Annotated in this window: 11 protein-coding genes and 1 pseudogene; 9 read left to right on the forward strand and 3 right to left on the reverse strand. The window is 54.8% G+C overall.

Annotated elements, in window-relative coordinates; genetic code table 11:
* The first annotated feature begins 165 nt into the window (after positions 1-165).
* Genes FDY98_RS11930 through yidD form a run of 6 tightly spaced genes read left to right on the forward strand, consistent with a single transcriptional unit; the run spans position 166 to position 4885 of the window.
* A complete protein-coding gene (locus FDY98_RS11930) occupies positions 166-1002 on the forward strand; it encodes an ATP-dependent zinc protease family protein (protein WP_022523469.1) in 837 nt (278 codons plus the stop codon).
* 33 nt (positions 1003-1035) lie between these two features.
* Positions 1036-2559, forward strand: coding sequence for an inactive transglutaminase family protein (locus tag FDY98_RS11935; protein WP_009286710.1), 1524 nt, complete (start codon positions 1036-1038; stop codon positions 2557-2559).
* Complete coding sequence (locus FDY98_RS11940; RefSeq protein WP_009286711.1) at positions 2556-3569, forward strand: alpha-L-glutamate ligase-like protein; 1014 nt, start codon at positions 2556-2558, stop codon at positions 3567-3569. Before FDY98_RS11935 ends, FDY98_RS11940 begins: the two co-directional genes overlap by 4 nt.
* A gap of 44 nt (positions 3570-3613) precedes the next feature.
* Entirely contained in the window at positions 3614-4060 is a 447-nt protein-coding gene (locus FDY98_RS11945; RefSeq protein WP_027959426.1) for a transcriptional repressor, read from the forward strand.
* A 4-nt stretch (positions 4061-4064) separates the two neighbouring features.
* Complete coding sequence (gene hisI / locus FDY98_RS11950) at positions 4065-4535, forward strand: phosphoribosyl-AMP cyclohydrolase (RefSeq protein WP_027959427.1); 471 nt, start codon at positions 4065-4067, stop codon at positions 4533-4535.
* A gap of 17 nt (positions 4536-4552) precedes the next feature.
* Positions 4553-4885 carry a membrane protein insertion efficiency factor YidD gene (gene yidD, locus FDY98_RS11955; RefSeq protein WP_027965443.1) on the forward strand — a complete coding sequence of 111 codons (333 nt, stop codon included), beginning with the start codon at positions 4553-4555 and terminating at the stop codon, positions 4883-4885.
* A 9-nt stretch (positions 4886-4894) separates the two neighbouring features.
* Here the strand turns inward: yidD and FDY98_RS11960 are convergent, their stop codons facing one another.
* Both FDY98_RS11960 and FDY98_RS11965 read right to left on the reverse strand, forming a co-directional pair.
* Positions 4895-5311 carry a SufE family protein gene (locus FDY98_RS11960; protein WP_027959429.1) on the reverse strand — a complete coding sequence of 139 codons (417 nt, stop codon included), beginning with the start codon at positions 5309-5311 and terminating at the stop codon, positions 4895-4897.
* Between the two features lie 61 nt (positions 5312-5372).
* Positions 5373-6551, reverse strand: a complete 1179-nt coding sequence (locus tag FDY98_RS11965; protein WP_027959430.1) for a tyrosine-type recombinase/integrase — start codon at positions 6549-6551, stop codon at positions 5373-5375.
* Between the two features lie 215 nt (positions 6552-6766).
* Here FDY98_RS11965 and FDY98_RS11970 point away from each other — a divergent pair, with 215 nt between their 5' ends.
* Together FDY98_RS11970 and FDY98_RS27910 are read left to right on the forward strand one after the other, a co-directional pair.
* Positions 6767-7498, forward strand: coding sequence for a DNA-binding protein (locus FDY98_RS11970; protein WP_340146513.1), 732 nt, complete (start codon positions 6767-6769; stop codon positions 7496-7498).
* Positions 7495-7806, forward strand: a complete 312-nt coding sequence (locus FDY98_RS27910) for a hypothetical protein (protein ID WP_340146514.1) — start codon at positions 7495-7497, stop codon at positions 7804-7806. Before FDY98_RS11970 ends, FDY98_RS27910 begins: the two co-directional genes overlap by 4 nt.
* Positions 7807-7860: 54 nt before the next feature.
* Here FDY98_RS27910 and nfuA read toward each other — a convergent pair whose 3' ends face one another.
* On the reverse strand, positions 7861-8484 hold the full coding sequence (gene nfuA / locus FDY98_RS11975; RefSeq protein ID WP_027959432.1) for a Fe-S biogenesis protein NfuA: 624 nt from the start codon (positions 8482-8484) through the stop codon (positions 7861-7863).
* 291 nt (positions 8485-8775) lie between these two features.
* On the opposite strand from nfuA, the pseudogene metH reads away from it, so the two are divergent.
* Positions 8776-12472: pseudogene (gene metH / locus FDY98_RS11980) on the forward strand (methionine synthase).

Here is a 12472-nt window from a genome sequence, read left to right on the forward strand (position 1 = left end):
TGAATGGACGAGCGCAATTTTACCCATAGCGGCCTCACTGGTTCGCTTAATATATATTATGTTAAATTAGATAAAATAGGTGCTCCAAAAGCGATGATGGCGTTGGACACTAGACCCCCATCTCCTTATCATTCCCCAACCTATTGTCCAAGGATATCTCTCGTTATGCGCCCAGGTGTTTTGTGGCTTATCGCTGGCTTGTCGCTTTCGATCGCAGGCTGTGCAGCAACCCAGCCGGAAACGAATCAACCGCCCCCTTTAAGCGAAGCCTCATTCAATTCTCGTATCCTGGAGTTAGAGAGCCAGCTAACGCAACAATGTGACACCCGCATTAATTTGCAGCAACGCCAGCTTGATCACCAGCAGGCATTGACCGCTGATATGCGTGAAGTGGGCAGTTTATTGCGTTACCTCCGCCAAGACGTACAGCAATTGGAAGCTCGCGGTGAAGAGCCGGTCATCATACGTGAAGAGTGTGAGATTGATGAGAGCTTGACCACTAAAACGTTACTGGGCCGCAGCGAATGGGTTGGCTTACCAAGCCTTGGCACCTACCTCAAAGCGCGAGTCGATTCAGGAGCCAACACCTCGTCCCTTTCTGCTGCCGAGATCACTCGCTTCGAGCGTGACGGTGAAGATTGGGTGCGCTTCAAGTTGGCGCTGAACGACGACGACGTGGCGGTTGAGTCGCAGCGCGATGAGTGGGTTGAAGCGCCTATCGTGCGCCGAGTGCGCATTGTTCAAGCCTCTGGCGAAGAGTCACGTCCCGTCATTTCTCTGTTAATGACTCTAGGGCCGATTCGTGAAAATGTCGAATTTACCCTCAATGACCGCTCTCATCTCGATTATCCAGTGCTGCTAGGTCGGCGCTTTTTGATGGATATTGCGGTAATTGATGTAGCCGATACTTACTTGCATGAGCGCCCCGAATTTCCTGGTGGCGAACCAGCGGACCAAGCTGCTGAAGATGAAGCAGTTGACGAAGACGATAGCGAAGAGTAACCGCTCTGACGCTTCACGAGGAAAGGAATCTCCATGTCACGGTTAATGTTCTATATTATTGTCGGCCTGTTGCTAGTCGCGGGCGTAGCGACCAGCGTGCACCGCCATGTGCAGTTTGAAATTCCATGGTTGCCTGGTGAACAGCGCCAAGTGTGGGAGATTGAGGCTGGCATTACCTTTAATGCTCAGGACGGCCCCGTCCAGGTCGACTTGGCGTTGCCTTCCCATCAGGCAGGCTACCGTGTACTGACTGAAAACACCGCATCATCAGGGTATGGGCTTGCTTATCAGGCGGATGATTTAGGCCGCACCGCCCGCTGGACTATTCGTGAAGCAGTGGGTAGCCAAACATTATACTACTCGGTTCAGATGCTGGTATCTCAAGATGCTCGCTCGCCGGTGCAGACACCCCCTGAAATCCCCGTCACAACGCCTTGGGAAAGCCCCTATGACACTGCGGCTAATCAGCTTATCGAACAAGCCTGGGCGCGCAGTGCCAATAACGCCACCTTCGCCCGTGAGTTAATACGTGATATTAACGGCGAGCGTCAATCTGAAAATGCCCGTCTGCTGCTGACGCAAGAGAATCCGGCGGCCTTGGTGGTGCGGTTGCTAAACCAGGCAGGCGTATTAGCGCGTGAAGTGAGCGGCCTGCTTCTGGAAGATGGTCGTCGTCGCCAAACGCTTAGCAGTTGGATTCAGGTATTTAACGAGTCAGGCGAAGAATGGTCAATTTTCCATCCACTGACGGGTGAGCAAGGTAAGCCCGACAACCTGCTGCTATGGGAAACCGGTGGTCGAGCGGTATTAGAAGTTCAGGGCGGCACCAACTCACGGGTTTCTTTCTCAATGATGACCCATGACCAGCCTGCTTCGGCGGCGGTGCGCAACCACTACTCTGAAGATACGCTACTGAATTTCTCCATTCACAGCCTGCCACTGGAGGAGCAAGCGCTATTCCAAACTATCTTGCTGATTCCCATTGGTGCGTTAATGGTGGTGTTTTTGCGTGTGCTGGTGGGCATCAAAACGTCCGGTACCTTTATGCCGGTGCTGATCGCCCTCGCCTTCATTCAAACCACCCTTCCTACGGGTTTGATTGGCTTCCTGCTTATCGTTGCCGTCGGTCTGATTATTCGTAACTATCTCTCCTACTTGAATTTATTACTGGTGGCCAGGGTCTCGGCGGTGATCATAACGGTGATTGCGATTATCTCGATCTTCACCGTATTGGCCTACCGCATGGGGCTCAGTGCTGGCTTAACGATCACCTTCTTCCCGATGATCATCCTGGCCTGGACCATCGAGCGGATGTCGATACTTTGGGAAGAGGAAGGCCCTAAGCAGGTGCTAATCCAAGGCGGCGGCAGTTTGATCACGGCTATCCTTGCCTACCTGGCGATGAATAACCCCTGGGTACGTCATATCACCTTCAACTTCCTGGGTGTTCAGTTGATATTGATGGCGTTGATCTTGCTGCTGGGCAATTACACCGGCTACCGTTTATTGGAGCTGCGCCGCTTCAAACCAATCACTGACGATGAGAAGCCCTCATGAGTTGGCTGAAGAATTGGACGTGGCCCACGCGCTTGCGGGATAAAGGTATTATCGGCATGAATCGGCGTAATATTCGCTACATTGGCCGATATAATAGCCGCCGTCTCTATCCCCTTGTCGATGACAAGCTTAAAACCAAACTACTGGCTCAGCAGTATGGGATTACCACGCCCGAGCTGATTGGCACCGTAACAACCCAATTTGGCGTTAAGCATATTGGCGCCATGCTCACGGGGCACGCGGGCTTCGTCATCAAGCCTGCTAAGGGAAGCGGCGGTAAGGGCATCCTGGTGATTGAAAAGGTCGAAGATAACGCCTTTATCAAGCCTAGTGGTACCACGCTCTCTCTTACCGACGTTGAGCGACATGTGTCGAATATTCTGTCAGGGCTCTACTCATTGGGCGGCTCGCCTGATGTGGCGGTGATTGAAACACTGATTAATTTCGATGAAAGCCTGATGGATTACACCTATGAAGGTGTTCCTGATATCCGGGTTATCGTCTTCAAGGGTTACCCGGTGATGGCCATGATGCGCCTTTCCACCGCAGCATCCGACGGCAAAGCAAACCTGCACCAAGGGGCGGTAGGCGTTGGCTTGAACATCGCTACCGGGGCTGCCCTGCGCGCCGTTCAGTTTGACCGCCCTTGCTTTAGTCACCCGGACACGGGGCACGATCTGGCAAGTTTGGTCGTTCCCCAGTGGGAAACGCTGCTTAACTTAGCGGCGGGTTGTTATGAAATGACCGGTCTAGGTTACCTGGGTACTGATATGGTGCTGGATCGTAAATACGGGCCGATGCTGCTTGAGCTCAACGCCAGGCCTGGCTTGGCTATTCAAATGACCAATGGTGAAGGTTTGCGCCGTCGCCTCGATCTGATTGAACGTCAACCCGATGGCGTGCCCGCTAAACAACGGGTAGCTTTTGCCCAGCACCATTTTGCGCGACAAAGTGAGCTGGTAGACAGCGAATCGGTAGAAAGCTCTGACACCGCTTCCACCGGCGCGTAGACTACTAACGAGAGCCTAGGCTAACAACGTTCAACGAGTTGCCCATGACCCAAGCGAGTACACTACTACAGCAGGCGGAGTCTCAGTGCCATATCCGCGGCGTCCGCTTCACCCCTATTCGCCGACGCGTGCTGGAGATGATCGCCGAAAATGGCGGCGGGCTAAAAGCCTATGACCTGCTCGATAAGCTCTCTACTGAGCATGCGGCTGCCCGCCCCCCGACGGTCTATCGGGCTCTTGAGTTCTTGATTGATCAAGGCTTGGTGCATCGCATTGAGTCGCAGAACTCCTACGTGGCCTGCGCTTGCCCAGAGCATGCGCATGGTTTTCAACTACTGATTTGCCGTCACTGCGGCTATGTCGAAGAGCTGCACTTGGACGAGATAAGCGATCAACTGGCAGCGCTGGCAAAACGCCAGGGCTTTAACGTTGAGCGCCAAACCATTGAGCTTCAAGGGCTTTGTCAGGACTGCCGAACAGTTAGCGAGTAAATTTATGTCCCGTTTTGATCACGTCGCGCCGGATGCTCTGTTTAAGCAACTCGAGCGTGCTGCCCCAGAAGATAGTCTTCCCGCTGTGGCCACTTTGCTAGCCGCGGTGCGTTTTAATGCTGATGGTTTGATCCCTGCCATTGCTCAACAGCACGATACTAACGAAGTGTTGATGATGGCCTGGATGAACCGTGAGGCGCTGGAAGAGACGTTAACCACCCAGCGTGTTTGCTACTATTCGCGCTCGCGGGGAAAACTGTGGCGCAAGGGTGAGTCATCGGGCCAGCAGCAGCAACTTGTTTCTGCTGCGTTGGATTGCGATGGTGATACGCTGTTGTTGCAAGTTGAACAAACAGGGCCTGCTTGCCACACCGGGCGGCGCAGCTGTTTCTATATTGCCGTGGATGGAGAGCAGGCCTCAATTACCAGCAATCCGCTGATTGATCCTGACGACCTGTACGGCAAAAAAACCTAGTTCTGCCTATGCAAGCTATGACTCGGTTAATATCAGCCCTGCGCTCAGGCCCGCGTTGGGTATTGATGAAGGTGATGATTGGCTGCGTTAGAGTCTATCAATATACGCTCAGCCCCCTTTTAGGCCCGCGCTGCCGCTTCTGGCCGAGCTGTTCGTCCTACACGATTGAAGCGATTCAGGTGCATGGGCCCATCAAGGGCGGCTGGATGGCCGTTAAGCGGATCGTTAAGTGCCACCCGGGCAATCCTGGCGGTATGGATCCGGTGCCCGGTGGCCGCAGCGAACAGCTTTGCCGCGAGGATGACGAAAAGGGATCGCCGCCCTCTTGCTGTGACCATCACCCTCGCTAGCTTGTTTTCCTACTTCTGCTGCGCTACCGCGTAGATCCTCTCCAGCATGGCATGCAGGCCGTTGCTGCGCGTAGGTGAAAGGTGCTTATCCAATCCCAGATCCGCCAAAAAGTGTGGCTCGGTAGCACGAATCTCAGCGGCGGTGCGTTCGCTGTAAATGCGCAGCAATACGGCAATCAGGCCGGATACGATGGCGGCATCGGAGGTCGCTTTGAACACCAGCTTATCGCCCTCCTCCTCATGGCGCATCCACACGTTTGACTGGCAGCCCTGTATCTTAAACTCTTCGAGTTTCCACTCTTCGGGAAAGTCAGGCAGTTGCTTGCCCATATCGATAATGTACTGATAACGATCCATCCAGTTATCAAATATTTCGAAATCTTCGATTAGCTCTTGCTGGGCCTGTTCGGCGCCGGAAGTGCTCATGCTATTTCCTTCTCTATTGGAATTGGCTGAATATTGGCGACTGACATTTTGCGTCATAGGGTTACTCATTGTTGCCATTATAACGGCTCGAAGGTGTCTTGAGGGAGGTTGTGTCGGAAACAGTCAATCGATGTCGCTGCTGTTCAAGATGCCACTCGTTGTCTTCGCTATGGAGATAGCGTGAGGTGGTGTCGAGGCGTGCGTGTCGAGCGCTTTCGGCCAGATGACGCAGGCTAATACCCGATTGAGCCTGATGGGTGATCGATGTGTGCCGTAACCAGTGCGGCGTTGCCAGGTTAAGCGCGGTCACATGTTCCGATGCTCCGTTAATATCTTCAAGTGCTTGTGCCGCCTGCTGAAACGTTGCGCGAATAAGCCGATAAAGCTGGTTATGGCCCAGGCCGCGCTGTCCATCCAGAGCGCGAAGCACCGGTGCTTCAGCTTCAAACTGCTCAGGGTATTCAGGCAATCCCAGCGTATGGCGCCACTGGCGCAAACAATCAAGCATATCGTCAGGCAACGGAATGCGCGCCATCTTGTTTCCCTTGCCCACCACATGCCACCACCAGCGCCCTTCGCTGCGCTGGAAATCCCCCATACGTGCATCGGCCATCTCGCTGATGCGCGGTGCCAGCAAATAGGCAAAGCCAAAGATAAAGCGCCGTCGTGAATGTTCAAAACGGGCACGACTGCCCTCCCCAGCCTCTAACGGGCTATTCAGCCACTCCCACAGCCACGCCCACAAATCACTTTCCAAATAGCGCTCAACACGCGGCGTTTGATTATTCAGGCGCCGCGATTTATCGCGCATCAAGCGAAACGGATTGTGGTGAACCCAGCCTGCTTCCACCAACCAGGCAAACATCCCTTGCAGTATCACCAGGCTTTGGCGTTGGCTGGCGGGTGATAAACCGCCACGAAATGGCCGCCACGACGGGTGCGCGCGGGGTTTGGAGGGCCCTACCCATTGTTCGCTTGGCTGTGGGTCGGCGAGAAAGGCTTCAAAGCGGCGCAGGTTTTCGCGGTTTATATCGGCCAGCATGTGCCCTTGGCTAGCCAGCCAGAGCAGCAACCGCTCCGCTTCGCGACGGTACGCTTTCCAGGTTTGGGGGCTATCCACGTACTCATTAAGCCACGCGGTCACTGCCTGGGCATCATTTTGGGCGCTAATACGTCCGCCATTTGACGACTCTTTCAATATCTGCAGTTGACTAGTGGGTGTTATAACCTCGTTCGCCATGCCCGTCGCTACTCTCTTCTTTTTAGCCGATTTTTACATTATCTGGCCTTAAGTGTGCTCCTGTAGTCCTATAAATTCAAGATAATACGGGTAATCTTGAATTTATGTGCATTATCATAAATAAAATTACGTATTACATAATACGTAATTGTTGCTTTTTATACGACAAGTCCCGACAATGGTGGTTACAGAAGCTCTCAAGGAAGGATCATTTCATGGCCCGCAACGGCATTCAGTACAGCGATGTTCAACAAGCCATTGATGCCCTGTTGGCCCGGGGCGACACGCCCAGCGTGCAGCGTATTCGAGATGTTCTGGGCACCGGCAGCTTCACGACGATTAGTGATCACTTTCGCCTGTGGCGCAGCGAGCGGGAACAGAATCGCGACGTGCCGCCGCCCAAGGGTGTGCCGGAAGTCGTGGTGACCATGGCCAGTGAGCTATGGCGCGAGGCCCAGGAGGTAGCGAATCAAACGCTGCTCCATTATCGCGAAGATGCCAATCGCCAAGTGGCAGAGGCCCAGCAGCTCGCGGAGGACGCTAAACAGCAGGCCGCTAACGCCGAACAGCGCGAAAGCGCCCTCGCCGAGCATTTGCGTCATATGGAGCAGCGCATGGAAGCGTTAAACCGGGAATTAGCCGCCAGTCAAACCAGCGAACATCACTGGCATCAACAGGCCGAAGCATCCCAAGAAGAAGTAACTCAACTGAAGCAGGTACAGCAGCAGCTAGAGAGCCAGGCAGATGCACAGCGCGATGCGCATAGCAATGCCCTCAGCGAGCAGCAGGTAGCGTGGGAGCAGCGTTTAGCACAAGAGGAGCAGCGCCATGAGGCGGCCGAAGGAAGGCTGATGGCGATGCTGGATAGCGCTCAGCAGACGCGTGCCAGGAAGAGAAGACTTTCCAAAAACGTCTGCAGCAGTCCGAGCAGCGCATTGAGACATTGAGTCAGGAGCTAAAGACAAAGCAGCAGGCCCTGCATCAACTACAGCTGGAAGCCAGTGAGCGCGAGCAACAGCTAAGTGAGCAGAAACAGCAAATGACGGCATTGGAGAAGCAAGAGAAAGCGCTGACCCAGCAGCTAGATGAGGCCAAAGCCGCGCTAAACAGCCAATCTCAACAGCATGCCGAGCGCGAAGCTGCGCTACAGCAAGCGTGGCAAGAGAAGCTTTGGAGCCGTATGGAAGCGTTACAAACACAGCTAACGGCGCTGCCCGATGCGCTTTCAAAACAGAGCAGTGAGCCAGGCCAGTAGACGTAAAAAAGCCCAGCGATTCAAGCTGGGCTTTTGAGCCTTACTATCGCTTATTTAGCGGTAGTAAGCGTTGGTGGTGTCGCTGTGATCGGTAACGTCGCGAATACCGGCAAGCTCTGGAATGCGCTCCATCAGGGTTTTCTCAACGCCATCTTTCAGGGTTAAATCAACCGCTGCACAACCCTGGCAGCCGCCGCCAAAGGCCAACACCGCGTACTGTTGTTCGGTGAGTTCCACCAGCTTGATTTCACCACCGTGGGCCGCCAGCCCAGGATTGATCTCGCTGTAAAGCACATAATTGATACGGTCTTCCAGCGGGCTATCCGCATTTACCTTGGGCATCTTGGCGTTGGGCGCTTTGATCGTCAGTTGGCCACCCATGCGGTCGGCGTTGAAATCCACCACCGCCTCTTCCAAAAACGCTAAGCTGTTTTTATCGAGAAAGACGTTGATTTTCTCGAGCTCAAGCAGAACGTCGGTGGGTTCTTCTTCGCCGGGACGACAGTAAGCCAGGCAGGTTTCCGCGTAGGGTGTGCCCGGCTGGGTAATGAAAATGCGTACGGCAATACCTTCAACGTTCTGCTTTTCCAGCAGTTCTGCCAAGTATTCTTGCGCACTGTTTGTAATATCAATACCTTGGGTATCGACACTGGTTTCTTTTTCGCTAGTCGTGGTCATGAGGGCTGTCTTCCTCCCGTGGTAGTGGCGCGCCACTTCACATGTCATTTGTGTCTATGGTAAGCAAAACAGCGCGCTGACACAATCCCGACTGTTTTAGTCGGCTATTTTAAACAGCTCTTTTTACGAGCGACTATTAATTATCTTTCCTTATCTTGCGTATAGCCTCCGTAGGGGCGCCTTTTGCCATCCCTTTTGTTATCATTATGCGCCTTATAACGACAGATGCTGCTTTTCCGACGATAACAACATCCCCTTTGACGACTGTGACGCTGGAGAACTCCCCCTGCCATGGCTGATAGTGCTTTGATCGCAACCCTCACCCAACGCCTTGCCCACGTATCCTGATTCTGGATGGCGGCATGGGAACCATGCTGCAGAATGCCCAGTTGAGCGAGGAAGATTTTCGCGGCGAACGGTTTAGCGACTGGCCCTCGGATCTCAAAGGCAATAATGATCTGCTCGCGCTAACCTGCCCCGAAGTGGTCACGCGGATTCACCGTGACTACCTGGAAGCCGGTGCCGACATTATTGAGACCAACACCTTTAATAGCACTCAGCTGTCACAGTCTGATTACGGCATGGAATCGCTGGTGGTTGAACTCAACCGCGAGTCAGCGCGCCTGGCTCGTGAGGTGTGTGATGCAGTGGCAGCCGAAACCGGCGTACCCCGCTACGTTGCGGGTGTGTTAGGCCCCACCTCGCGCACCGCGTCGCTATCGCCGGATGTGAATGATCCCGCCAAGCGTAACGTCACCTTCGATGAGCTGCGTGAGAATTACTATGAAGCCGCTGAAGCGCTGATTGCAGGCGGTGCCGATCTGATCATGATCGAAACCATCTTCGATACGCTTAACGCCAAGGCCGCGATCTATGCCCTGGAAGAGCTGTTCGATGACCGCGGCGAGCGCTTGCCGGTAATGATCTCCGGCACCATTACCGATGCCTCGGGGCGTACGCTGTCAGGTCAAACCACCGAAGCCTTCTGGAACTCGGTACGCCATGCTCAGCCGCTGTCGGTAGGCTTGAACTGTGCCTTGGGTGCCGAGGAGTTGCGCCCCTATCTGGAAGAGCTCGCTACCAAAGCCGATACCTTTGTCTCCGCCCACCCCAATGCGGGCCTGCCCAACGAGTTTGGTGAGTACGACCAAACGCCGGAAGAGATGTCGGAGATTGTCAGTGAGTTTGCTGCCAGCGGGTTGGTGAATATTATCGGCGGCTGCTGCGGCTCCACGCCTGAGCACATTCGCGCCATTGCTGATTCGGTTCGCGATATGACGCCGCGGGTAATTCCTGAGCGCAGCCGCGCCTGCCGTCTATCAGGCCTAGAGCCGTTCAACATTGAGGCTGACTCGCTGTTCGTCAACGTCGGCGAGCGCACCAACGTCACCGGCTCGGCACGCTTTAAGCGCTTGATTGTGGAAGAGGACTTCACCACCGCCTTGGAAGTCGCCCTGGAGCAAGTCGAAAACGGCGCCCAGGTCATCGATATCAATATGGACGAGGGCATGCTCGAGTCTAAGGAAGCCATGGAGCGCTTCCTTAACTTGATCGCTGGCGAGCCAGATATCGCCCGTGTGCCGATTATGATCGACTCCTCCAAGTGGGAGATCATCGAAGCGGGCCTCAAGTGCGTCCAGGGTAAGGCGGTGGTGAACTCCATCTCGCTTAAAGAGGGCGAAGCCGCCTTCCGCGAACAGGCGACCAAATGCCGCCGCTTTGGCGCTGCCATTGTCGTCATGGCCTTTGACGAAGAAGGCCAGGCAGACACCTTCGCCCGCAAAACCGAAATTTGTCAGCGCGCCTATCGCCTACTGGTCGATGAAATCGGCTTTCCCGCCGAAGATATCATCTTTGACCCAAATATCTTTGCCATCGCCACCGGCATCGAGGAGCACAATAACTACGCGGTCGATTTTATCGAAGCGACCCAGTGGATTCGCGAAAACCTGCCCCACGCGATGGTTTCCGGCGGGGTGTCAAACGTCTCTTTCTCTCGTTCCGCGGCAACAACCCGGTGCGCGAAGCGATTCACTCGGCGTTCCTCTATCACGCCATCCGTGCGGGCCTCACCATGGGCATCGTCAACGCAGGCCAGCTCGCTGTTTACGACGACCTCCCCGCCGAGCTGCGCGATGCGGTTGAAGACGTGGTGCTCAACCGCCGCAGCGACGGTACCGAGCGACTGCTGGATATCGCCGATAAATATAAAGGCGATGGCAGCGGCGCGGCTAAGAAAGAGGATCTTGAGTGGCGCAGCTGGCCGGTTAACAAGCGTATCGAACACGCGCTGGTTAAAGGTATTACGGTGTATATCGAGGATGACACCGAACAGGCCCGCGCCGAGGCCGAACGCCCTATTGAGGTGATCGAAGGCCCGCTGATGGACGGCATGAACGTGGTCGGCGATTTGTTTGGCGACGGCAAAATGTTCCTGCCCCAGGTAGTTAAGTCTGCGCGGGTCATGAAACAGGCCGTGGCCTACTTAATCCCCTATATCGAAGCCGAAAAGAGCGAAGAGACCAAAGCCAAAGGTAAGATCGTGATGGCCACGGTCAAAGGCGATGTCCACGATATTGGTAAGAATATCGTTGGCGTGGTCTTGCAGTGTAATAATTATGAGGTGATTGACCTTGGCGTCATGGTGCCTACCGAAAAAATTCTGCAGGCAGCCAAGGAACATAACGCCGATATTATCGGCCTTTCCGGGCTGATCACCCCGTCGCTGGATGAAATGGTGCACGTTGCCAAAGAGATGCAGCGACGCGGTATGGATCTACCGCTGCTGATTGGTGGTGCCACCACCTCTAAAGCCCATACCGCGGTAAAGATCGAGCCGCAGTACGAACACCCGGTAATTTACGTTACCGATGCCTCCCGGGCCGTTGGTGTAGCGGGCAAATTATTGACGCCTGCTTTAAAAACACCTTACGTCACCGAGATACGTGAAGAGTACGAGAAGGTTCGCGAGCGTAATGCCAAGCGCCGCCCCAAAGCGGCAGATCTTGACTACACCCAGGCGCGCAAGCGGCGTTTTCGCACCGATTGGAGCGTCCACACTCCCGCCAAGCCCAATATGCTGGGGCTGAAAACCTTCGATGATTACGACCTGAAAGAGCTGATCGAACGCATCGACTGGACGCCGTTCTTTATGAGCTGGCAGCTAGCGGGCAAGTATCCCAAGATTCTCGACGATAAGGTCGTCGGGGAAGCCGCTCGCAACCTGTTTGAAGATGCCAAGATCATGCTGCGCAAGCTGGTCGATGAGAAACGCGTTCAGGCCCGCGGTGTTATCGGCCTGTGGCCCGCCAATAGCGTGGATGATGATGTCATCGAGGTGTACGCCGATGAGTCACGCAGCGAAGTCGTCGAACGTCTCTTCCATATCCGTCAACAGACCACCAAAGGCCGCGACGGTATCTGCTACAGCCTGGCCGATTTTATTGCCCCCAAAGAGAGCCGCAAAGCCGACTGGATTGGCGGCTTTGCGGTCACCACCGGGCACGGTGTCGATGAGCTCACCAAAGCTTATGAGGCGGCAGGCGACGACTACAATGCGATTATGGTGCAGGCGTTGACGGATCGCCTTGCGGAGGCCTTTGCCGAGCGCATGCATGAACGGGTACGCAAAGAGTTTTGGGGCTATGTACCGGAAGAAACGCTGGACAACGATGCCCTGATCGCTGAGAAGTATCAGGGCATCCGCCCTGCCCCCGGCTACCCTGCCTGCCCGGATCATACCGAAAAAGCCACGCTATTCCGGCTGCTCGATGCCACCGAAAATACCGGTTTGGCGTTGACCGAAAACTTCGCCATGTGGCCTGCGGCAGCGGTTTCCGGCTGGTACTTTGCCCATCCCCAGTCGAAATACTTCTCTACCGGTAAGATCACCCGGGATCAGGTCGAGGCCATTGCCGAGCGTAAACAGATGCCCCTTGAGGAAATGGAGCGCTGGCTCTCACCAGTACTCTCCTACGACCCGAGCTAA

Origin of the sequence: Halomonas sp. PA16-9, from assembly GCF_009728585.1 — a bacterium.
GTDB lineage: Bacteria > Pseudomonadota > Gammaproteobacteria > Pseudomonadales > Halomonadaceae > Vreelandella > Vreelandella titanicae.

Coding starts and splice junctions, on each gene's coding strand:
- FDY98_RS11930 (WP_022523469.1), top strand. CDS start 166: ATGCGCCCAGGTGTTTTGTGGCTTATCGCTGGCTTGTCGCTTTCGATC.
- FDY98_RS11935 (WP_009286710.1), top strand. CDS start 1,036: ATGTCACGGTTAATGTTCTATATTATTGTCGGCCTGTTGCTAGTCGCG.
- FDY98_RS11940 (WP_009286711.1), top strand. CDS start 2,556: ATGAGTTGGCTGAAGAATTGGACGTGGCCCACGCGCTTGCGGGATAAA.
- FDY98_RS11945 (WP_027959426.1), top strand. CDS start 3,614: ATGACCCAAGCGAGTACACTACTACAGCAGGCGGAGTCTCAGTGCCAT.
- hisI (WP_027959427.1), top strand. CDS start 4,065: ATGTCCCGTTTTGATCACGTCGCGCCGGATGCTCTGTTTAAGCAACTC.
- yidD (WP_027965443.1), top strand. CDS start 4,553: ATGACTCGGTTAATATCAGCCCTGCGCTCAGGCCCGCGTTGGGTATTG.
- FDY98_RS11960 (WP_027959429.1), bottom strand. CDS start 5,311: ATGAGCACTTCCGGCGCCGAACAGGCCCAGCAAGAGCTAATCGAAGAT.
- FDY98_RS11965 (WP_027959430.1), bottom strand. CDS start 6,551: ATGGCGAACGAGGTTATAACACCCACTAGTCAACTGCAGATATTGAAA.
- FDY98_RS11970 (WP_340146513.1), top strand. CDS start 6,767: ATGGCCCGCAACGGCATTCAGTACAGCGATGTTCAACAAGCCATTGAT.
- nfuA (WP_027959432.1), bottom strand. CDS start 8,484: ATGACCACGACTAGCGAAAAAGAAACCAGTGTCGATACCCAAGGTATT.